Origin of the sequence: Streptococcus sp. FSL R7-0212, from assembly GCF_038007985.1 — a bacterium.
Taxonomy (GTDB): Bacteria; Bacillota; Bacilli; order Lactobacillales; family Streptococcaceae; genus Streptococcus; species Streptococcus parauberis.
Map to the genome: position 1 here is coordinate 2,025,841 of NZ_JBBOYF010000001.1, position 20,885 is coordinate 2,046,725.

Here is a 20,885-nt window from a genome sequence, read left to right on the forward strand (position 1 = left end):
TTCCTTATCATAAGATTGGTCGAACCCGAAGGCCCGACTCAAACCTTTTCTTAAATAAATGCTGAAATTCCAGTGTAATGTCTTCCAATAATTAATGAATTAACTTCGTGAGTTCCTTCATATGTATACATACCTTCGATATCAGCGAAGAATCTTGGAATATCATATTTCAACAAGATACCATTTCCACCACCAACTTCACGAGCCAAGGCTGCTGTTTCACGGGCACGGAAACCGTTATGCAGTTTAGCCATAGATGATGCTTCTTCACGGTAAATACCTTGTTCTTGTTGTTCAGCTAGACGAACAGCGATAGCCAAAGTTGCTTGAGCGTTCATGGCCATACGTGCTAATTTTTCTTGAATAAGTTGGAAGCTTGCAATAGGTTTACCAAACTGTAAACGTTCACGTGTGTAAGCTAGAGCTGCTTCGAAAGCTCCCGCAGTCGCGCCAGCCAATAACCATGCAACATCCGAACGTGTGTTACGTAAAATACTTGCACAATCTTTCCAAGAATTCACATTTTGTGCACGTTGTGATTCATGAACTCGAACATCTTTGTAAATAATTTCTGCATTAGGCATTGATCTAAAGAATGCTTTTTCAGGTGTTACAAATGTTTCTACCCCTTCAGATTCACGCTCTACGTAGAACAATTTAACTTGATTATCATCAACGTCGCGTGCAAAGAATGCATGCCATTTTGCAAGAGTTCCTGCACCAATCCATTTCTTATGACCATTTAGAATCCAATAGTCGCCATCACGTTTTGCAGTCGCAGCCATTCCCCCTGCAATATCCGAACCATGTTCTGGTTCAGTCATAGCGAGTACGCCTAAGCCTTCCCAAGAATAAACACCTGGCATTAATTTATCAATTTGTTCTTGACTTCCACCTATTCGGACACATTCATGGAAAAGTCCACCATTTGCAGTATAGAAAGTTCCTAATACTGGGTCAGTTTTTGCAAGAGTATAAGCACGGAATCCTCTAAATAATTCGGAGATACGACCATCTTCGCGTCCTTCTAGTAAACGTGGGTCATCCATTAAATGTAAATCAATAACTTTTTTGAATTGCTCTAATGGGAAAGTTGCATTATGCCAATTTTCAGCAAGAACTGGTTTTAAATCATTTTTTAAAACTTCTTCCAATTCTTTTAAGACTTCTTTTTCCCCTGCAGTTAATCCATCTGCAAAATTATATAAATCAGAAAAATACATTTCACCTTCATTAAATAATTTATCTGCTCTTGATTCTTTAACCATTATGTATAGCCTCCGTTAGGTTTGATTTTTTTATGTATTATTTATTTTTTATCGTAGTCGTAGAAACCTTTACCAGATTTTTTACCATTACGACCAGCACGAATCATGTTTTTCAATAATGTTGGTGGAGTCCAACGGTTATCCCCAAATTCTTTTTCAAAGTAATTCATTACATGGTAACCAATATCAACACCTGCATAGTCTTGTAGTTCAAATGCTCCCATTGGATGATTCAAACCATAACGCATTGCTTTATCAATATCTTCTTTTGAAGCAATTCCTTCTTCAAGAACTTTAATCGCTTCAATAAATTGAGGAATCATGATACGATTTACAATAAATCCTGGAACGTCTTTTTTAACAATAACAACTTCTTTACGAATGCTTTCAGCAAGTTCTTTAACGATAGCGATTGTTTCATCACTTGTTTCTAATCCATAAATGATTTCACATAATTTCATTACTTGGGCTGGATTGAAGAAATGCATTCCTGCAAAACGCGATGGATTTTTTAAAGCACTTGCAATTTCAGTAATAGATAAAGAAGAAGTATTTGTTGATAAGATAACATCTTCACGAACAATGCCTTCTAATTCTTTAAATACTGATTGTTTGATATCCATACGTTCAATAACGGCTTCAACTACGAAATCCACATCTTTAAAATCTTTTAAATCTGTAGTTGTTGTAATACGTGCAATTGTTTCGTCCATTTCTTCTTGACTTAATTTTCCACGTTTAACACTACCTTCCATAAATTTTGTGATGCGTTGCATACCAGTGTCGATGAAACGTTGTTCAACGTCACGAAGGATAACGCGATATCCATTTTGTGCAAAAAGATTGGCGATTCCGCCACCCATAGCTCCTGCTCCAACTACACCGACAGTTTTAATGTTAGTCATTTGATTTCTCCTTTGATGATTATTAATCTTTATGTGTCCATTATACAAATTTAAGTAAACGTTTTCATCGACATAAATAAGGAAAGAAAATAAAATTTTCCAACATTATGTAGGACAACAAAAAAAAAAGACCCAGTCCTAGTGAGTCTTTCCTATTAAAAATTTTCGGCAATAACTTCTTTTACCTCATCAACTGTTAAAACTTTACCATATGAAACAACATCTTCATCTAAAACCAAAGCCGGTGTTTGCATCACGCCATAGGCAGCAATCTCTGAAAAATCTTTTACATACTTGATGTTGACGAGTTTATTCATTTCTTTACAAGCTTGTTTTACATTTTCCTCTAAAGTTATACACTTCTTGCATCCTGATCCCAAGACTTTAAAGGTATGGTCAGATCCCTCAAGAATGTTATCTTGTGATGCTTTACCACATTTGCAGTTTCCACATTGACAAGTCTTTTCTTCTTTATTTCCAAATAATCCCATTTTTTCTCCTTTATACTATAAATGTTTGTAACATATTAAATAAATATCCAATTACAATAATGCCGACAGTGCATATTCCAATAAATAATCCGAATAATTTCGGTTTGACTGCTTTTTTCAACATAATCATGGAAGGTAGGCTCAAAGTCGTAACTGCCATCATAAATGCTAAAACCGTTCCTAGTTGGGCTCCTTTTGTTAAAAGTGCTTCCGCTACGGGGATTGCACCAAAGATATCACCATAGATTGGTACCCCAATCAAAGTGGCTACTATCACACCCATAGGATTTTTAGTACCTAGAATACTTGTAATCAAACTTTGAGGAATCCAATTATGAATGATTGCACCAATCCCTACACCGATTAGAATATATGGAAAGACCTTTTTGAAGGTATCTACAACTTGCCTCTTTGCAAAAGCTATCCGGTCTGCCACCCTTAACTCTTCACCTTCCAAAGCAATAGGTTTGGCACTCTTGATAAAATCTTCAATATAAGCTTCCATCCTGAATTTCTCAATCAGACTACCACCTAAAATTGCAAGAACTAATCCAAGTATGACATAAACTAGAGCTACTTTAAGCCCAAAAATACTAGTCAAAAGTACTAAACTTCCCAAATCAACCATCGGAGATGATATTAAAAAAGAGAAAGTAACCCCAATAGGAAGACCTGCACTTGTAAATCCCATAAATAATGGAATTGAAGAACATGAACAAAATGGTGTTACTGTACCTAGTAAGGCTGCAACTATATTGGCCCATATACCATCAAATCGACCTAGTATTTTCTTACTTCTTTCAGGTGGAAAAAATGACTGAATATAGGAAATGAAGAATATCAAAAAGCAAAGCAAAAAAGTAATCTTCAAAACATCATAAATAAAAAAATGAAGACTAGCTCCTATCCTATTACCAATATCAACTCCAACAGATTTCAGTAGTTGTCCTATAAAATCATTTAGCCACTTCATCCCCAGTACTTGATTTTGGATAAATAGGCCAATTCCGTTCATATTATACTCCTTTACACTGATAGCTTGACAGTTTATTTACAGAATGAAAATATTTATCAATCTTACTTTGTAATTGCTCATTAGCATTATCATTTAACTGATAATGTTTCCATTTTCCAACCTGTTCACTTTTTACAAGTTTAGCCTGACAAAGAATTCTCATATGATATGACAAGGCTGTCTGGGGAATTCCAAGATTATCAGATAAATCACAAGCACAAGATTTTCCTTTTTTTAGGTAGTCAAGGATCCTTAATCGATTTGAATCTGCTAAAGCTTTAAATACTACTAAATCACTTGAAATATCAAGCATCCTAGTCTCCTCATATCAAAATATTTTTATATGTTTAGGATACACCTTTGTGCACTTTTTAGCAATTAGAAAAACAAAAAATAAAATATATAAAATTTTTATATATTAGTGTTGACAAACCGAATTTTTAATCTTATACTTAATATGTAAAATATTTATATATAAAATTTCTACACATTATTAATCAGGAGGCTCCTATGTATTTTCCTACATCAGCAACCTTGATTGAGTATTTGATTATAGCTATTGTTAATAAGGAAGATTCTTATGGTTATGAAATTAGTCAAACCATTAAATTAATAGCAAATATTAAAGAATCTACACTTTATCCTATCTTGAAAAAATTGGAGAAAGAAAACTACCTGACAACCTATAGTCAAGAGCATCAAGGCAGAAAACGTAAATACTATGCCATCACAACAGAAGGCAAAGAACAATTTAACTATCTAAACCAGGAATGGCAAACCTATACAGAAAATATCACAGCTATTATACAGGGGAGATTAAGACATGACAAAGACTGAGTATCTCAATCAACTAAGTAAATACCTCAAAAAGCTTCCACAAAGTGATTACGAAGAAACTATGGAGTATTACACTGAATATTTTGAAGAAGCCAATCCAGAGAATGAAACTCAAATAATTGAGGAACTTGGCTCACCTAAGGAAGCAGCTAGCGAAATATTATCAAAGTTACTTGATGAAAAAATTTACCAAAGTAGTAAAACTCCAAAATCAACAGTGACTATCATTTGGATAACAATATTAGCACTATTAGCAGCACCTCTTGCCTTACCAATTGCTATATCTATCTTGGCTTTAATATTTGCTGCTATTATCTTAGTTGCAGCACTCATCTTTACCTTGATTGCATTAGGATTAACTTTCCTTATCAATGGAGGATACATGATTATGGATAGCTTTTCATATCTGTCTACCTCTTTATCAAGCACATTGTTAAGCTTTGGAATTGGCCTAGCCTTGGTAGGAGGATCTTTTCTTTCTATTATGTTAGGTTTTGATGCAGTAAGGGAAGTTATTCAAGCTAGCGCACGCGTAATTAACTGGTTGATTAAGAGAGGTAGAAGATGATGAAAACTTGGAAAAAGGTAGTATATGGTTCTTCAATTGTATGTCTTATTTCAGGAATAGCATTAGGTACATATGGCTATCAAACTGGGGGGATGGATCATGTTGCACAATCAAAAATTGAAAAAAGCAATATAAAAGAAAAATTTAAAACATTGGATAGTGTCAACCAGATTGACATCACAGCAAATGTTTCTAGTGTGAAAATTGTAGAGACTAATGAAAAGAAACCGAGTGTTCTATATTATTCTGATAAAAAGGTCCCAGTTGAAGTTACCAATACTGATGGCACTTTATTAGTTAAAGAAACATCTAAATTAAAACATTTCAAAGGAAAATTTAACTTCATCAACTTGAGAGATATTGCTAACTTTACAGGAGAGTTTACAATTGGGATGGACAGTCCTTATCACATTACCGTAAAAATTCCCAAAGATACAAAATTAAAATCATTAAAAACAAAAATTGCATTAGGCGAACTTTACCTAAAAAATATAAGAAGTCAAGTAAATAGTCTCAGTTTAAATGTTGGTGAATTAACTCTTACTAATTGTATACTTACAAATGGTGATGTTGATCTTAAAGTAGGAGATGTCAATGTAAATGACTGTCAACTAACAGACTTAAACTTTACACAACAAACTGGTGACGCTTCAATTTCCGATTCCCAATTGGATAATACCACCTATAAACTCCAAATGGGCGATTTTGATGGTAGTGCATTAACTTATCTCAATAAAAATAGTCTAAAATCTCAAACCGGAGATATTTTCATTGCATTAGACAAACTTGATTTGACTGTAAATCTAACCAATACAGTCGGTGATACAAGTATAACCCCTAGTTTGAAAGATAGTTCAATTAACAAACTTGATATTAAAGCACAAGTAGGGGATGTTGAAGTCCAATAAAAAACAAGGAATAATTTCCTTGTTTTTTACAATATTAGTAAACTAATTAATGCTAGTATTGCAAATCCACCCTGTTTAACGAGTATCTTATAGTCTACAGTGATAGCACCATAAATAGCTGCTAGAATAACATTTATCAAAAATAGTGCAACAATTTCACCACTATGAGCAAAAAACAAACCATATAAAATAAATGCTCCTATGATGCCATTGTAGATTCCCTGGTTCATAAAAAGTGAAACTACTGTTTCATTAGCAATTTCTTTCTCAGATAAATTAAAAACTCTTTGTGTAGCTTTTGACTGCGTAGCAAACGTTTCGATATACATAATATATAATTGCTCAACAGCAGCAAGACTTGCTAAAATAATTGTTATAGTTGACACTATATTTCCTCTTCCTAAATTATCTTTACCATTTCAATAAAATTAAGAAAAAAGAAAAGACAATAGATATGGTAAAATATATTATACTAGGAAGTTAAAAGATAGCAAGTAAATTGCATTAAAAAGACAACTAACCACAGTATTAACAAGTTTAAAGGAGATCCCCTTGTCAAATAGAAAAGAAAATACAAAAAAAGCACTACTTGATGCGATGGTTGAATTACTCTCAAAAGAAAGTTTCGATGACATTACTACTAAACGACTTGCTGAAACTGCTGGTATAAGTCGATCAAGTTTTTATACACATTATAAAGACAAATATGAAATGATTGATTCCTATCAACAAATGCTTAGTCATAAATTGGAGTTTGTTTTTGAGAAAGACTATGGTAATAGAGAGCAGATATTCCTTGAAATATTTAAATTTTTAGCGAGAGAAAAGTTATTATCTGCACTAGTATCTGCAAATGGAACTAGGGAGTTGCAAAGTTTTATCATTAATCGTGTAAGATTGCTAATAAAAACCGATTTACAAGAAAAGATTACCAACCATAATATGACCGAACAAGAAAAGGATTATCAAAGTATATATCTGGCTTATGCATTCTTTGGAACCTGTCAAGCATGGGTTGCAAAAGGAAAAAAAGAAAGTCCGGAAGAAATGACACAATTTGTATTAAAAATGTTATCTATAACTGATTAAAAGGTTGACAGTTTACAATTCTGTCAACCTTTTTAGATTACTTTATACATCGTAGCAGATAATTCAAGTAAGTCCCCTAAACAGTCATTGTGTTGACCAATCAAATCGAATAATTGATTTTCATCTAAAACATCAAGTCGATTGTTCTCGGTTGTTTCTTTGTAAAGAGATTGCCATTCGTCACTATCATAAAAAGTACGCAACTCTCTATAATCCTCATATACTGCCTGTAAACCTTCGATACTCTTCATCAATTTTTCAATTTTTTTTACTATGTTTATGTTTTTTTTATAAATCATTCATTTCTGATTTATTATATAGTTTCATCCAGAACTCCTTTACAACCTTAGATAGAAGGTATTGTTTACAGTCTTGTCAATCAAAATAGACTTCCCAATTAATATTATTTTTAGTTTTGAAGCATAATTCAATTTGTTTAAAAGTATTTTTTTCCGTAGCTAATTTTGGTAACTGATTTATAGTAAAATATTCAGATTCAGTCGTTTCACTATTAGATGTAAATTTACCGCCAAGAACTTGACTCTCCACAAAGACTTTTGTAACTCCATATGGGTATAAAGGTTGGTTATGTTTAGCACGATCCATTATAGCGATAATTCTATCAGCTTGGACATCCATCTAGTCCTGCTTCTTCTTTAACTTCCTTAATTGTACTTTCCATAATGGATAAATCTACATCTACCCAGCCACCTTACAAAGACCAAGTTCCATTATTTTCTTTAACCAGAAGAATTTTATCCCCTTCAAAAATAACTGCTCGTGTATCAAGCTTTGGAGTTTGGTAGCCAATCTCATTACAGAATAAATCGGAAACTTTTTCAGGTGATAAATCGGTTTGATTTACAATCATATCTCTTGCTATATCTCTAATAGCTTGATAGCGTTCCAAATCAAATTCTTCCTTACTATAATATAAGCCCGCTTGTGCGATACTCTGTAATGAAATGGCCCAATCTACCCATCTATTTTTTTCCTCAGTCATATACTTCACTCCAAGAGAAATTATCCGATACTGTCAACTTGACAGCAAAAAAACTAATTTAATGGCATTAATAGGTTTACAGTTTACAAATTGACATAAGACTCTTAATTAATTATACGTAAAAATTACCATCTGAATCGGCTGGTTGCAAAATAGCCATTATTCCCTCAATAAACCCAATAATACCAGGTATTGCTGTCCAGCAGAAGATTAAGTATAATATTCCAGTTGATGTTTTTCCAGCATAAAATTTGTGAAGCCCAAATTCTCCTAAAAATAAGGCTAATAAGACATAAATAACTTTATTTACTTTTCTCATAGTATTCTCCTTTAGTTTGTTATATTAGTTCTTCAATTGACCTTATTATACAACAAAACAATCAAATTTCCTTAAATAAAAATTCCACAAAAATTAGTGGAATTTTTATTTTTATAGTTTATTTTTCAAATCTTCCACAGGTTCTTTTTCTTTACCAAGTTCTTTTTCAATTAGACCTTCGACTTCTAATTTTTTATCACCAAGAACTTTACCAGCTGCTTCTTTAGCTTCCCCTTTGACTTCTTCAAACTTAGCTTGTTTTTTATCTTCAGTCATACAAAATCCTCCTTTTTCTATATATTAACACCATATTTAGGAGTAGACAAATATTAAACACAATTTATAGAGGCTTTTTTTTATTTTTAAAAAGCTGATATTGTATTATATAAAACAAAAAAAGCCTATTAAATAGACTTTTAAAGTGTTTAATGTAAGAATTAAAGAATTTTGTTGTAGAATTCAACGACAAGTGCTTCATTGATTTCTGGATTGATTTCATCACGTTCTGGAAGGCGAGTTAATGAGCCTTCAAGTTTTTCAGTATCGAATGAAACGAATGCTGGACGTCCAAGAGTAGCTTCAACAGCTTCAAGGATAGCAGGTACTTTCATTGATTTTTCGCGAACAGAGATCACTTGACCTGGATCAACGCGATATGAAGGAATATCAACACGTTTACCGTCAACAAGGATATGACCATGGTTAACGAATTGACGTGCTTGTCGACGAGTAGTTGCTAAACCTAAACGGTAAACAACATTATCAAGACGACGTTCTAAAAGAACCATAAAGTTGAAACCTAGAGTTCCTTCTTTAATTTTTATTGCCTGAACGAATAAGTTACGGAATTGTTTTTCACCTAAACCGTATGAGAAACGTAATTTTTGTTTCTCAGCAAGTTGCAAACCATATTCAGAAAGTTTGCTACGGTTGTTAGGACCGTGTTGACCAGGTACGTAGTTACGACGTGCCAATTCTTTACCTGTGCCTGTAAGTGACAAGCCAAGGCGACGTGATTGTTTCCATGATGGACCAGTATAACGTGACATATTTAATGTCCTCCTCTAAATTTTTGAGGAAATAACTGTTTAAAAAATCCTGATTCGTGCAGGGGGTTTTCGCCTAAACAGCAAAGGTTACTTGATTAGATAACCACCTGTTGACGAGCTTCATATTTTTCTGCTGTTATTTCGCACAAAGAATATTATAACATAGTATTTTTACTTTGTAAATGTAATATTTGATTAAACGATAAAAGTAAGCTGTGTTTACTTTTATCGTTTAATCAAAATAGCGGATTAATGTTTTTTCAGTTAATATATCTGAATATGTATAAGATTCTACATATGAATTACTAATTGCTCCTGGTTGATCCGCCCTGTCATTGTATTGGATGATAAATAATGAAGGATAAACTTCGATTAGACGACCAATCTTAGTTTTTTCACGTTTTCTACCATTTTCTAGAGTCAATTCAACTAATTGACCTTCATGAGATTTAATATCTTCTTTAATTTTCTTCATTTTTGCTACGTCTGCAAATGCATCACTCATTATTTATACTCTCCTATTTATCCTTCATCAAATTGTGCAATTGTTGAGAATTTATTATATTCTTTTTGAAACATTAATTTAACTGTTCCACGGGCACCCGACCGGTTTTTTTCTAAAATTACTTCAATTGTATTATCTTCTACAGCATCCTCTGGATCTTCACCTTCTTTACGGTAGTAATCATCCCTATATAAGAAAGCAACAATATCAGCATCCTGTTCAATTGATCCTGATTCGCGAATATCTGAAAGAACTGGTCTTTTATCCTGACGTTGTTCAACACCACGTGAAAGCTGACTGAGGGCTATCACAGGCACCTTCAACTCTTTCGCTAAAATTTTTAATTGTCTTGAAATATCTGAAACTTCCTGTTGTCGATTTTCAGGCTTTGTACCAGTTATCAATTGGAGATAGTCAATTACAATCAAACCAAGTCCATCAACTTCTTGAGCTAATTTTCTTGAGCGTGATCGGATTTCGGTAATTTTTATACCAGGTGTATCATCAATATAAATTGGGGCTTCTGCCAAAGCACCTTGAGCAATGGTCACATTATTCCAATCTTGTTCGGTTAATTGACCAGTTCTTAAACTATGAGAATCAACCATTCCTTCAGCTGCTAACATCCGGTCAACTAAACTTTCAGCTCCCATTTCTAAAGAGAAAACAGCTACTGGTTTCTTTTGTTTAGTTCCAACATTCTGAGCTATATTTAAAACAAAAGCAGTTTTACCAACAGCTGGTCTGGCTGCAAGAATAATTAACTGATCAGGGTGTAAACCTGTTGTAATTTTATCAAGATCTCTAAATCCTGTCGGTAAACCAGTTACATCACTTGTTTGTTTTGAACGAACTTCTAGATTTTCATAGTTAACTTTTAGAACATCTGAGATTTTTCTGAAACCACTACGATTACTATGTTCATTAATCTCAATCAAAGATCGTTCTGCACCAGCTAAGATATCCTCGGAATCATTTGCACCTTCATATGCTAAGTTGACAGACTCTGTCAACCTAGAAATGATATTTCGAAGCATAGCTTTTTCGCCAACAATCTTAGCGTAATACTCAGCATTGGCACTAGTTGGCACACTGTTGACAAGTTCGACAATGTAAGATAAACCACCGATGTTTTGTAAGTCACCTTGGTCATCTAATATAGTTCGAACAGTTGTTGCATCAATTGCATCATTTCGGTCACTGAGGGTAATCATTGCCCGAAAAATAATTTTGTGAGAATACTTATAAAAATCATCTGGGCCAATAAATTCTCTGACCGTGATCAGTTTATCAGGGGAAATAAAGATTGACCCTAGAACAGATTGTTCGGCAAGTAAATCTTGGGGTTGAACGCGTAGTTCTGGAACTTCAGGCAAGTTTAACACCTCCTTTATCATTTAATATATACAATTAGGCTTGATCAATTTTTAATTTTATTTCAGCAGTGACTTCTTTGTGTAATTTTACAGGAACCTCAATTAACCCAATTGCTCTAATTGGGTGATCAAGAACAATATGTCTTTTATCAACTGTAATTCCAAATTGTTTCTTCAATTCTTCTGAGATTTTCTTAGCAGTAATTGATCCAAAAGTACGACCGTCTGGTCCAACTTTTTCTATAAATAAAACACGAGTTTTTTCTTCGTCTAATACTTTTTTTGTTGCTTTAGCATCAGCTAAGATTTCTGCCTGCGCTTTTTCTTCAGCTTTTTGTTTACCTTTTAATTCACCAATTGTTTGAGTAGTTGCTTCTTTAGCTAGATTTTTTTTCAATAGGAAGTTTTGAGCATAACCAGTTGGTACTTCTTTAACCTCGCCTTTTTTTCCTTTTCCTTTAACATCTTGTAAAAAAATTACACGCATTTATTCTACCTCACTTGTTTCTTTCATTGTATTTTCGATTGTTTCAATTAACATTTCTTTTACATCAAGTAAACTATCATTGTCAATTTGACATGCAGCTAAATTAAAGTGTCCACCACCGCCAAGTTTTTCCATAATACGTTGAACATTGATTTTACTTCTACTTCTTGCTGAAATAATCACTTTATTTTGTTTTGTTTTGACAATAGCAAAGCTAGCTTCCACTCCTGCCATCAATAACATGGTATCTGCAGCTTTACTAGCAATGACATTTGTGTAAAGCGAATTGTCAAGTCCAGTTGCTACCATGATAGTATCATGTAGACGATTTGCTCGCAAAATAATTTCATTAATTTGACGATACTCATCAAAGTCTGTAGCTGAAATTTGTTGAATTTCAACACTGTCACTACCTTTATTGCGCAAATAACTTGCCACATCAAAGGTACGACTAGTAACCCGAGTTGAGAAATTTTTTGTATCTAACATGATACCAGCCATCAAGATACTTGCTTGAATTTTACTCAAACGTTTCTTAGAATTTTGGAACTGAATTAATTCTGTTACTAACTCGGCAGCGCTACTTGCTCCACTTTCAATAAAAGTTAAGATAGCATTTTCTGGGAAATCATCATCACGTCTGTGATGGTCGACGATTATAACATCCTTAAACATTTTGTAAAACTCTTCTGATAATGTTAAAGAAATTTTTGAGTGATCAACTAAAACTAAAATCGATTTAGAAGTTACTAATCTCATTGCATGATGAACACTAATTAAACGAGTTTTCCCATCTGCTTGTAATCGCTCAATGGCACGTTCAATATCTGGTCCTAGTTCATCTGGGTCATAGACAACATAAGAATTTTCAATAATATTTGAAGCAAAGAACTGCATACCAACAGCTGAACCTAAAGCATCCATATCTAACTTCTTATGTCCCATAATAAAGATATTATCAACAACTTTTATTCTATCTGAAATAGCGGTCATCATGGCACGTGTTCTTGTCCGTGATCGTTTTACTGTTGATACCGAACCTCCACCGAAGTATACGGGATTTTTATTCTCATCGTTTTCACGAATTACAACTTGGTCACCACCTCGTACTAAAGCAATATTAAGGTTTTCAAGAGCAACTTGTCCAATTTCATTATGATTTTTTAAACCATATGAAATCCCCATACTTAAAGTTAAGCGCAATTGTTTTTCTTGAGCTTGAGTTCTGAATCCTTCTAAAAAGGCAAACTTATCATCCATCAAATCTTTTAGAGTGTGAAAATCGGTAAAGAAATAATAACGATCCATATTAACTCGTCTATAGAAGATATGCTTAGATTCCATGAAATCAGCAATGAAATTGGCTACAAAACTATTAATAGCTGATACATCTGCGTCTGTTAAATTATCTGTAATGTCATCATAATTATCAATTGAGATAATCCCAACCACTGGTCGCAACATGCTTGAATCAACAGTTTGACGATTGCCTACGTAAACATCAAAAAAGTAAAATATTCCATTGGCTTCATCAATATAAGAAGAATAACGATTCCCCGATATTTCGAAAGTTTGTGAAATGTTACCTTCAAGCTTTTCATCAATTATCTTTTCAATAATATGATTATCGAAATTGCCATTTTCATCTGTAAATATTAATTCCGAATAAGGATTATACCAAAGGATTGCTTTAGTTTCTTGGTCGTATTGAATAACCCCAACAGGCATTTTATCTAACAAAGTTTTAAGATTATTTTCTGTTTGTTCATTCAAAATTTCTATGTGATCAAAATCTGACAATTCATAAACTTGTTTTTGATACCAAAGTAAGGCAACAATAAATAAGAGTACCAGAAAAATAGCTACTAAAATTAGTACCTTTGATTCCATTATTCTTACACAAAGGGCGAGTAAGCCAAATAATATTAATCCCATCATAATTAAATGAATGGTTTCAAAACGAAATCTTTTCATCTTTTAACCTCTTAAGCAATTATTATACCACAAAACAGCCCTGAAAAACAGAGCTGCATTGTCCTATTGAGGTTACATTTTCATGACCTTTTAGATTTTTCTTCTAGCTTTGCCATTTCCCTCAATGTAGACCATTAAGATTGAAATATCAGCTGGATTGACACCAGAAATTCGACTGGCTTGACCAATTGTTTCTGGATTAATTTTTTTGAATTTTTGACGAGCTTCTGTTGCAATTGAATCAATAGCATCCCAATCAATATTTTTAGGAATTCGTTTTTCTTCCATGCGTTTCAGCTTAGCAACTTGATCCAAGGCCTTATTGATATATCCCTCGTATTTAATTTCCGTTTCTAACATATCAATGATTTTTGGATTTAAATTTTCTGCAGCAGGACCGACGAAAGAAACAGCTGTTTGATATGAAATTTCAGGCCTTCTCATGAACTCTTTAGCCGTCATTGCATCAGTCAAAGGTTTAAACCCTAAAGCCTGAACTTTTTCGTTTGTTTCCTTGATAGGTTTCAGCTTAATACTATCTAAACGTTTTAATTCATTTTCAAATTGATTTTTTTTAATTTGGAAATTATCCCAACGAATATCATCAACTAAACCGATTTCGCGTCCAATCTCTGTTAAACGCATATCTGCATTATCGTGACGTAAAATTAAACGATACTCTGCTCTCGAAGTTAACAAGCGATAAGGCTCTAATGTCCCTTTAGTCACTAAATCATCAATCATCACACCGATATAGGCGTCACTTCTCTTCAAAATTAGCTCTGGTTTTCCTTGTACTTTTAAGGCTGCATTAATCCCAGCGACTATTCCTTGTCCAGCAGCTTCTTCATAACCAGAAGTTCCGTTTGTTTGACCTGCGGTAAATAACCCTGAGATAAGCTTAGTCTCAAGTGTTGCCCTTAATTGATGTGGTAAAACAATATCATATTCGATGGCATAGCCTGTCCGCATCATTTCTGCATTTTCCAAGCCTTTGATTGAATGAATTAAATCCTTCTGAACATCCTCTGGTAAACTCGTTGACAAACCTTGAACATAAACTTCTTCAGTATCTCTACCTTCGGGTTCTAGGAATAATTGATGTCTTTCTTTATCAGCAAAGCGCACAATTTTATCCTCAATCGATGGACAATATCTTGGTCCAACGCCTTTGACAATACCTGAAAACATTGGTGCCCTGTAGAGATTTTTATTGATAATATCATGACTGGTACTGTTTGTATATGTCAACCAACATGGAATTTGATCCTGTAAATAATCTTCATCTTTACTTAGGAAAGAAAAATGGTTTGGAGCTTGATCACCGGGTTGAATTTCTGTTTGATCATAATCAATCGAAGAAGCTTTAACACGAGGTGGTGTTCCAGTTTTAAAACGACCAATTTCAAGTCCTAATTTTTTTAAATTATCTGCTAAGGTAACGGAAGCTAAACTGTTATTTGGTCCAGATGAATATTTTAATTCACCTAGAATGATTTCTCCGCGAAGAGCTGTACCAGTTGTAACAACTACAGACTTAGCAGAAAATTTTTGTTTTGTGGCAGTTAAAACACCTACAACTTGACCATCCTCGACAAGAATATCATCAATAATAGCTTGACGGAGTGTTAAATTTTCTTGTTTTTCAACAGTATGTTTCATCTCACGAGAATACAAGTTCTTATCTGCTTGAGCTCTTAAGGCACGAACAGCTGGTCCTTTACCTGTATTCAACATTTTCATCTGGATGTATGTTTTATCAATGTTTTTGGCCATTTCTCCGCCTAAAGCATCAATTTCCCTTACCACTATCCCCTTAGCTGATCCACCAATTGATGGATTACAAGGCATAAATGCTAACATATCCAAACTAATTGTCGCAAGTAATGTGTTACACCCCATACGACTAGCCGCCAAAGCTGCTTCAACACCAGCATGACCGGCCCCAATGACAATTACATCATAGACCTCAGTAAATTCATGTTTCATCTTATATTTCCCTTTTCCTACTTAATTTCTTTATTAATTATATGCTTAAACTGTCTATCCCAAATAGGAAGCTCCTGCTTCAAAAACTCGGGAAATAAATTAATATTCTTTCATGCATCAAAAGCTATCCATTTACATTGTCGTACTTCACCTGATTCATTCATTTGTAATGAGGGTTCTTCAGTAGTATTTACAATATAATGAAATTCAATATTATGCCATTTTTGCCAATTTATACTAAAATGTTTTCCACAATGAATGCTAACTGCAGATTAAAGACATCGATTCCAATTTCTTCCCTTGTTTCACGTGAAACAGTCTCAATAGATGTTTCACCAAATAGCAAAGCCCCGCCAATAGTATAGAAATTTTCGTCTTGCACAACTAAAACTATTTCTCAATCCCTAACGAGTAATACAGAACTTCTAACTTCCATTGCATAATTAGAATTCACAGTCAGAAAATCTGGTGTCATATTAATCCCCTAAGATAGAAAAAAGTCAAAACCCGAGGAAAGTGTATGTCAAAAAGACCTACAATCTCCATGAGCTTTGACCATCATGATATTGTTAAATTAATTCTATCAAAAATATTATACTTGTCAATATCAATTGTACTGACTCGTGTCAACTATAGTAAAGATGATGTAAACATAATTGACAACATCTTTACAGAATCAGCCTATTAAGGCCATATATTCAATGAGATGTCAATTAAATATATTGACAAGGTTGACCGTTTTTGAAAGCCATATCGATAATTCCCCCACCAAGACATTCTTGTCCATCATAGAAGACTACAGCTTGACCAGGAGTAATTGCTCTTTGTTCCTCGTCAAAAATTACTTCTGCTTTATCACCTTTTACATGTACTGTAACTTTCGAATCTGGTTGACGATAGCGGAACTTAGCTGTACATTCCATTGTAAATTCTTCTGGCATTTCCTTTGTAAAATGAATAGTTGATGCATCAAGGCTTGTTGACATTAATGATTCATGATAAAATCCTTGACCAACATATAGAATGTTTTGTGATAAATCTTTACCAACTACAAACCAAGGTTGGTTATCTCCACCATGTTGACCACCAATACCAAGTCCACCACGTTGGCCAATTGTATAGTACATTAAACCTGCATGTTCACCCATATCACGCCCATCAACTGTTAACATGCGTCCTTTTTGAGCCGGTAAATATTGACTTAGAAATTGTTTAAAGTTTTTTTCACCAATAAAACATATTCCTGTAGAATCTTTTTTCTTTGCTGTTGCCAAGCCTGCTTTTTCAGCAATCGCTCTCACTTCAGGCTTTTGCAAATGTCCGAGCGGAAAAAGTGTTTTTTGTAATTGCTTTTGAGATAATTGACTTAAAAAGTAAGTTTGGTCCTTACCATTATCAACTCCACGTAACATATGGACTGTGCCATATTGATCACGTTCAATCTGAGCATAGTGTCCTGTTGCTACATAATCTGCTCCTAAAGTCATAGCATAATCTAGAAAGGCTTTAAACTTAATTTCTTTATTACACATGACATCTGGGTTTGGGGTGCGTCCTGCCTTGTATTCAGCAAGAAAGTACTCAAAAACACGATCCCAATATTCTTTTTCAAAGTTTACAGAATAGTAAGGAATTCCAATTTGATCAGCTACAGCTGCTACATCCTTGTAGTCCTCAGTTGCAGTACATACACCAAGTTCATCGGTATCATCCCAGTTTTTCATGAAAACACCGATGACATCATAACCTTGCTCTTTTAAAAGCAACGCTGTTACGGAGGAGTCAACTCCTCCACTCATTCCAACCACAACGCGTGTGTTTGAATTGTCCATAATTAATTTCTCCCATCTTTTCGTTAAACGTACAATTTGAAGGTCGTCGTTTTATCAAAAGTCGATTTGAAGGTCGATTTTGAAATGCATTTTTAATGCTCACCTATTATAACAATTTCTCTATAAATTGCCAATAAATTCAATGTGACGATAATTTTTTATCATTGCAATAATTTTTTATCTTTTTTTACTGACATTTGACATTTTTCTGTTATAATAAACTTATATTATAAAAATTGGAGTTGCATATGAAAACACAAAAATTTCAATCTGTGTTCGATATTATCGGACCTGTGATGATTGGTCCATCTAGTAGTCATACGGCAGGAGCTGTTAGAATTGGAAGAGTGGTCCATTCCATTTTTGGGATAATCCCTGATGAAGTGACTTTCCATCTCTATAATTCATTTGCAAAAACTTATCAAGGTCACGGGACAGATAAGGCTCTTGTTGCAGGAATTATGGGCATGGATACAGATAATCCAGATATTAAAAATTCTCTTGAAATTGCTCATCAAAAAGGAATTAAAATCTATTGGGATATTTTGAAAGACAGTAACGCTCCACATCCTAATACTGTAAAAATTTCTGTAAAGAAAGATGACAAAGAGATGAGTATCACTGGTATTTCTATTGGTGGTGGAAATATTCAAGTTACTGAACTTAATGGTTTCTCAGTTTCGCTATCAATGAATACACCAACAATTATTATCGTCCATCAAGATATTCCGGGTATGATTGCACATGTAACTGATATTCTTTCAGACTTTGATATTAATATTGCGCAAATGAATGTAACACGTGAAGCTGCTGGTGAAAAAGCAATCATGATTATTGAAGTTGATTCACGCGACTGTCAAGCAGCAATTCAACTTATTGAAAAAATTCCACATTTACACAATGTCAACTTCTTTGACTAGAAAGAGAATTTATGTTTTATACTATAGAAGAGTTAGTACAACAAGCTGAAGAACAACACTATGGAAATGTAGCAGAATTAATGATTGCTACTGAAATTGAAATGACTGGCCGTTCGCGTGAAGATATTGTTAGTATCATGGAACGTAATTTACAGGTCATGAGAGAGTCAGTTGTCAATGGATTGACGCCATCAAAATCTATTAGTGGATTGACCGGTGGGGATGCACTCAGAATGGATAACTATATTCAAGCGGGGAAAACTATTGGTGATACAACAGTCTTAACTGCTGTTCGAAATGCTATGGCTGTAAACGAGCTTAATGCTAAAATGGGATTAGTTTGTGCAACACCAACCGCAGGAAGTGCTGGCTGCTTACCTGCTGTATTGGCGACAGCCATAGATAAATTAAATCTCAATAAAGAGCAACAACTAAATTTCCTATTTACTGCTGGTGCATTCGGTCTGGTTATTGGTAATAATGCCTCCATTTCAGGAGCTGAGGGGGGTTGTCAAGCAGAAGTAGGTTCAGCCTCAGCAATGAGTGCGGCTGCACTAGTTAAAGCTGCTGGTGGAACAGCCTATCAAGCTAGTCAAGCTATTGCTTTTGTTATCAAAAATATGTTAGGATTAATATGTGATCCTGTTGCAGGTCTAGTCGAAGTACCATGTGTAAAACGGAATGCTCTTGGCGCAAGTTTTGCTATTGTAGCTGCAGACATGGCTCTGGCTGGCATTGAGTCTCAAATTCCAGTTGATGAAGTTGTAGATGCAATGTATCAAGTTGGCTCTGCTTTACCTACTGCTTTTAAAGAAACAGCAGAAGGTGGCTTAGCTGCAACACCAACAGGTCAAAAGTATATGAAACAAATTTTTGGAGAATAAACTCCAAACATTTTTGGAGGAAAGATGACAGCTATATTATTTGATCTAGACGGAACATTGGTAGATTCAAGTCAAGGAATTGTAAATGCCTTTACACATACTTTTACAACCTTAAATATCACACCACCAGACATTACTACACTGTCAACCTATATCGGTCCACCATTAGAAACAACATTTTTAGACTATTTTCAAGAAGCTAGTGAAGTAGAAGAAGCTATTAATCATTTTAGAGCTTATTATAAAACGAATGGTGTTTATCAAGTTCACCTTTACAAGGGTATCAAAGATTTATTAAATGAACTGATTAATTTAAATTATGATTTGTATGTTACAACTAGTAAACACCAACCCATGGCAGAAGTTATGTTAAAAGAATTAGACATCTATTCTTCTTTTAAAGTAGTTTATGGTTCTGAGAAAAACCGTTTCCTAAAAGTAGATGTTATCAAGGCCTGTTTAAAAGAAAATAATATTTCCTTAGATCAAGCTATCATTATCGGAGATACAAAGTTTGATATGATAGGTGGTAAAGGTGCGGGTATAGATACTCTAGGTGTTACTTGGGGTTTTGGTAGCAAAGAAGACTTACTATTAAATGGTGCTAACTTAATTGCTGATACACCAAAAGAAATAATTAAGCTATTATCAAAATAAAGACAAAAAAGAAAAGAGCTAATAAAAGCTCTTTTCTTTTTTGATTAATAACCCCAAGCAGACATCCCTTGGGTATTGTATGCTTTAATTGCTGAATTAACTTGATCTTGTACTGTTGCTGTCGAACCCCAACCCGGCATTGTTTGGAATAGTCCTGATGCACCAGATGCATTTGCTACATTTGGATTACCATTAGATTCACGTGCAATGATTGTTTCCCATGTTGCTTGTGGGACACCAGTTGCTGCTGCCATTTGAGCTGCTGCTTGACTTCCAACAACACCAGCTGTGTTACCGTTTGATGGGTAAGCTGGAGTAGAAGCGTATTGTTGTACTTGTGTAGCTTGAGCAGGAGCTACAGGTGCTTGAGCAACAGGTGCAGCTTGAACTTGTTCAGCTGGAACAGTTTCTTCAGTAGCTGGTGCTACCTCTGCTGGAGTTGCAGCAGTGGCTTCAATTGAAGAAGATTGTTCTGTTTGACTTGAACTTGCTTCAGGTTTCTTTTTTTCAGAAGAAGATGATGACTTTTCAACTTTTGATTTAGTAACTTTTTTCACGACTTTTGTTTCAGATTTTTTAGCAAATGATTCAGTATCTACATTTTTACTTGAAAATGTAAATACTAAAGCTAACAATCCAATTGCAAATGCTAGAACCCCAAAACTAACATAACTTTTTTTCAAATTTTTAATTCTATACATAAAAATACCTCATTTTCTCTAACTAACATATTAACCTAAGTATATTACCTAAATATATAAGTTATATTAAAAATGTTACAGAGATATTTTATTTTATAAGAAATTCTG

At 34.0% G+C, this 20,885-nt stretch carries 26 protein-coding genes and 1 pseudogene; 8 read left to right on the forward strand and 19 right to left on the reverse strand.

The window, feature by feature from the left end; genetic code table 11:
• Positions 1 to 50: 50 nt before the first annotated feature.
• The 5 genes from MKY69_RS10190 to MKY69_RS10210 form a co-directional block, all read right to left on the reverse strand.
• Positions 51 to 1,268: an acyl-CoA dehydrogenase family protein gene (locus tag MKY69_RS10190; protein ID WP_003107923.1), complete on the reverse strand. Its 1,218-nt coding sequence runs from the start codon at positions 1,266 to 1,268 to the stop codon at positions 51 to 53.
• 41 nt (positions 1,269 to 1,309) lie between these two features.
• Positions 1,310 to 2,173, reverse strand: a complete 864-nt coding sequence (locus tag MKY69_RS10195; protein ID WP_003103360.1) for a 3-hydroxyacyl-CoA dehydrogenase family protein — start codon at positions 2,171 to 2,173, stop codon at positions 1,310 to 1,312.
• 155 nt (positions 2,174 to 2,328) lie between these two features.
• On the reverse strand, positions 2,329 to 2,664 hold the full coding sequence (locus MKY69_RS10200; protein WP_003107925.1) for a thioredoxin family protein: 336 nt from the start codon (positions 2,662 to 2,664) through the stop codon (positions 2,329 to 2,331).
• A gap of 10 nt (positions 2,665 to 2,674) precedes the next feature.
• Positions 2,675 to 3,679 carry a permease gene (locus tag MKY69_RS10205; RefSeq protein WP_003108865.1) on the reverse strand — a complete coding sequence of 335 codons (1,005 nt, stop codon included), beginning with the start codon at positions 3,677 to 3,679 and terminating at the stop codon, positions 2,675 to 2,677.
• A 1-nt stretch (position 3,680) separates the two neighbouring features.
• On the reverse strand, positions 3,681 to 3,992 hold the full coding sequence (locus MKY69_RS10210) for an ArsR/SmtB family transcription factor (RefSeq protein WP_003103705.1): 312 nt from the start codon (positions 3,990 to 3,992) through the stop codon (positions 3,681 to 3,683).
• Between the two features lie 197 nt (positions 3,993 to 4,189).
• On the opposite strand from MKY69_RS10210, the gene MKY69_RS10215 reads away from it, so the two are divergent.
• From MKY69_RS10215 to MKY69_RS10225, 3 genes are read left to right on the forward strand one after another with little or no spacing between them, the layout of a single operon-like run.
• A complete protein-coding gene (locus tag MKY69_RS10215; protein ID WP_003104268.1) occupies positions 4,190 to 4,516 on the forward strand; it encodes a PadR family transcriptional regulator in 327 nt (108 codons plus the stop codon).
• Positions 4,503 to 5,084: a DUF1700 domain-containing protein gene (locus MKY69_RS10220; RefSeq protein WP_003103158.1), complete on the forward strand. Its 582-nt coding sequence runs from the start codon at positions 4,503 to 4,505 to the stop codon at positions 5,082 to 5,084. The genes MKY69_RS10215 and MKY69_RS10220 overlap by 14 nt, the downstream gene beginning before the upstream one ends.
• Positions 5,081 to 5,992: a DUF4097 family beta strand repeat-containing protein gene (locus tag MKY69_RS10225; RefSeq protein ID WP_013794529.1), complete on the forward strand. Its 912-nt coding sequence runs from the start codon at positions 5,081 to 5,083 to the stop codon at positions 5,990 to 5,992. The genes MKY69_RS10220 and MKY69_RS10225 overlap by 4 nt, the downstream gene beginning before the upstream one ends.
• Positions 5,993 to 6,018: 26 nt before the next feature.
• On the opposite strand, the gene MKY69_RS10230 is transcribed toward MKY69_RS10225, so the two are convergent.
• Positions 6,019 to 6,378, reverse strand: a complete 360-nt coding sequence (locus MKY69_RS10230; protein ID WP_003105391.1) for a DUF1304 domain-containing protein — start codon at positions 6,376 to 6,378, stop codon at positions 6,019 to 6,021.
• A gap of 166 nt (positions 6,379 to 6,544) precedes the next feature.
• Between MKY69_RS10230 and MKY69_RS10235 the strand changes: the two genes are divergently transcribed.
• Positions 6,545 to 7,081, forward strand: coding sequence for a TetR/AcrR family transcriptional regulator (locus MKY69_RS10235; RefSeq protein WP_003104678.1), 537 nt, complete (start codon positions 6,545 to 6,547; stop codon positions 7,079 to 7,081).
• Positions 7,082 to 7,113: 32 nt separating this feature from the next.
• Here the strand turns inward: MKY69_RS10235 and MKY69_RS10240 are convergent, their stop codons facing one another.
• The 11 genes and pseudogenes from MKY69_RS10240 to MKY69_RS10290 all read right to left on the reverse strand — a co-directional run bounded on the left by MKY69_RS10240 (position 7,114) and on the right by MKY69_RS10290 (position 16,165).
• Positions 7,114 to 7,380, reverse strand: a complete 267-nt coding sequence (locus MKY69_RS10240; protein WP_037622075.1) for a DUF4298 domain-containing protein — start codon at positions 7,378 to 7,380, stop codon at positions 7,114 to 7,116.
• Between the two features lie 76 nt (positions 7,381 to 7,456).
• Positions 7,457 to 8,084, reverse strand: a pseudogene (locus MKY69_RS10245) (NUDIX hydrolase N-terminal domain-containing protein).
• 112 nt (positions 8,085 to 8,196) lie between these two features.
• Positions 8,197 to 8,403, reverse strand: coding sequence for a TM2 domain-containing protein (locus MKY69_RS10250; protein ID WP_003104918.1), 207 nt, complete (start codon positions 8,401 to 8,403; stop codon positions 8,197 to 8,199).
• A gap of 111 nt (positions 8,404 to 8,514) precedes the next feature.
• Positions 8,515 to 8,679: a hypothetical protein gene (locus MKY69_RS10255; protein WP_003107931.1), complete on the reverse strand. Its 165-nt coding sequence runs from the start codon at positions 8,677 to 8,679 to the stop codon at positions 8,515 to 8,517.
• Positions 8,680 to 8,840: 161 nt separating this feature from the next.
• On the reverse strand, positions 8,841 to 9,452 hold the full coding sequence (gene rpsD, locus MKY69_RS10260; protein WP_003105882.1) for a 30S ribosomal protein S4: 612 nt from the start codon (positions 9,450 to 9,452) through the stop codon (positions 8,841 to 8,843).
• A gap of 232 nt (positions 9,453 to 9,684) precedes the next feature.
• On the reverse strand, positions 9,685 to 9,957 hold the full coding sequence (locus MKY69_RS10265) for a Veg family protein (RefSeq protein ID WP_003107932.1): 273 nt from the start codon (positions 9,955 to 9,957) through the stop codon (positions 9,685 to 9,687).
• Positions 9,958 to 9,974: 17 nt separating this feature from the next.
• The gene (dnaB, locus tag MKY69_RS10270) at positions 9,975 to 11,333 is read right to left on the reverse strand and encodes a replicative DNA helicase (protein ID WP_003103546.1); all 1,359 of its coding nucleotides are present in this window, start codon (positions 11,331 to 11,333) and stop codon (positions 9,975 to 9,977) included.
• Positions 11,334 to 11,367: 34 nt separating this feature from the next.
• A complete protein-coding gene (rplI, locus tag MKY69_RS10275; RefSeq protein WP_340791821.1) occupies positions 11,368 to 11,820 on the reverse strand; it encodes a 50S ribosomal protein L9 in 453 nt (150 codons plus the stop codon).
• On the reverse strand, positions 11,821 to 13,794 hold the full coding sequence (locus tag MKY69_RS10280; RefSeq protein ID WP_003108858.1) for a DHH family phosphoesterase: 1,974 nt from the start codon (positions 13,792 to 13,794) through the stop codon (positions 11,821 to 11,823).
• A gap of 90 nt (positions 13,795 to 13,884) precedes the next feature.
• Complete coding sequence (mnmG, locus tag MKY69_RS10285; RefSeq protein ID WP_340791824.1) at positions 13,885 to 15,783, reverse strand: tRNA uridine-5-carboxymethylaminomethyl(34) synthesis enzyme MnmG; 1,899 nt, start codon at positions 15,781 to 15,783, stop codon at positions 13,885 to 13,887.
• 232 nt (positions 15,784 to 16,015) lie between these two features.
• A complete protein-coding gene (locus MKY69_RS10290; RefSeq protein WP_003104968.1) occupies positions 16,016 to 16,165 on the reverse strand; it encodes a hypothetical protein in 150 nt (49 codons plus the stop codon).
• Positions 16,166 to 16,303: 138 nt separating this feature from the next.
• Between MKY69_RS10290 and MKY69_RS10295 the strand changes: the two genes are divergently transcribed.
• Positions 16,304 to 16,471 (forward strand): hypothetical protein, encoded by a 168-nt coding sequence (locus MKY69_RS10295; protein WP_003107940.1) that lies wholly within the window; start codon positions 16,304 to 16,306, stop codon positions 16,469 to 16,471.
• Positions 16,472 to 16,496: 25 nt separating this feature from the next.
• Here MKY69_RS10295 and mnmA read toward each other — a convergent pair whose 3' ends face one another.
• Positions 16,497 to 17,651 (reverse strand): tRNA 2-thiouridine(34) synthase MnmA, encoded by a 1,155-nt coding sequence (gene mnmA / locus MKY69_RS10300; RefSeq protein WP_257865982.1) that lies wholly within the window; start codon positions 17,649 to 17,651, stop codon positions 16,497 to 16,499.
• 212 nt (positions 17,652 to 17,863) lie between these two features.
• On the opposite strand from mnmA, the gene sdaAB reads away from it, so the two are divergent.
• The 3 genes from sdaAB to MKY69_RS10315 are packed head-to-tail and all read left to right on the forward strand — an operon-like array spanning position 17,864 to position 20,076.
• Entirely contained in the window at positions 17,864 to 18,535 is a 672-nt protein-coding gene (gene sdaAB / locus MKY69_RS10305; RefSeq protein ID WP_003105469.1) for an L-serine ammonia-lyase, iron-sulfur-dependent subunit beta, read from the forward strand.
• Between the two features lie 11 nt (positions 18,536 to 18,546).
• Positions 18,547 to 19,419 (forward strand): L-serine ammonia-lyase, iron-sulfur-dependent, subunit alpha, encoded by an 873-nt coding sequence (gene sdaAA, locus MKY69_RS10310; protein WP_003105129.1) that lies wholly within the window; start codon positions 18,547 to 18,549, stop codon positions 19,417 to 19,419.
• A gap of 24 nt (positions 19,420 to 19,443) precedes the next feature.
• Complete coding sequence (locus MKY69_RS10315) at positions 19,444 to 20,076, forward strand: HAD hydrolase-like protein (protein ID WP_003104487.1); 633 nt, start codon at positions 19,444 to 19,446, stop codon at positions 20,074 to 20,076.
• Between the two features lie 44 nt (positions 20,077 to 20,120).
• On the opposite strand, the gene MKY69_RS10320 is transcribed toward MKY69_RS10315, so the two are convergent.
• On the reverse strand, positions 20,121 to 20,777 hold the full coding sequence (locus MKY69_RS10320; RefSeq protein WP_003108847.1) for a transglycosylase SLT domain-containing protein: 657 nt from the start codon (positions 20,775 to 20,777) through the stop codon (positions 20,121 to 20,123).
• Positions 20,778 to 20,885: the final 108 nt, after the last annotated feature.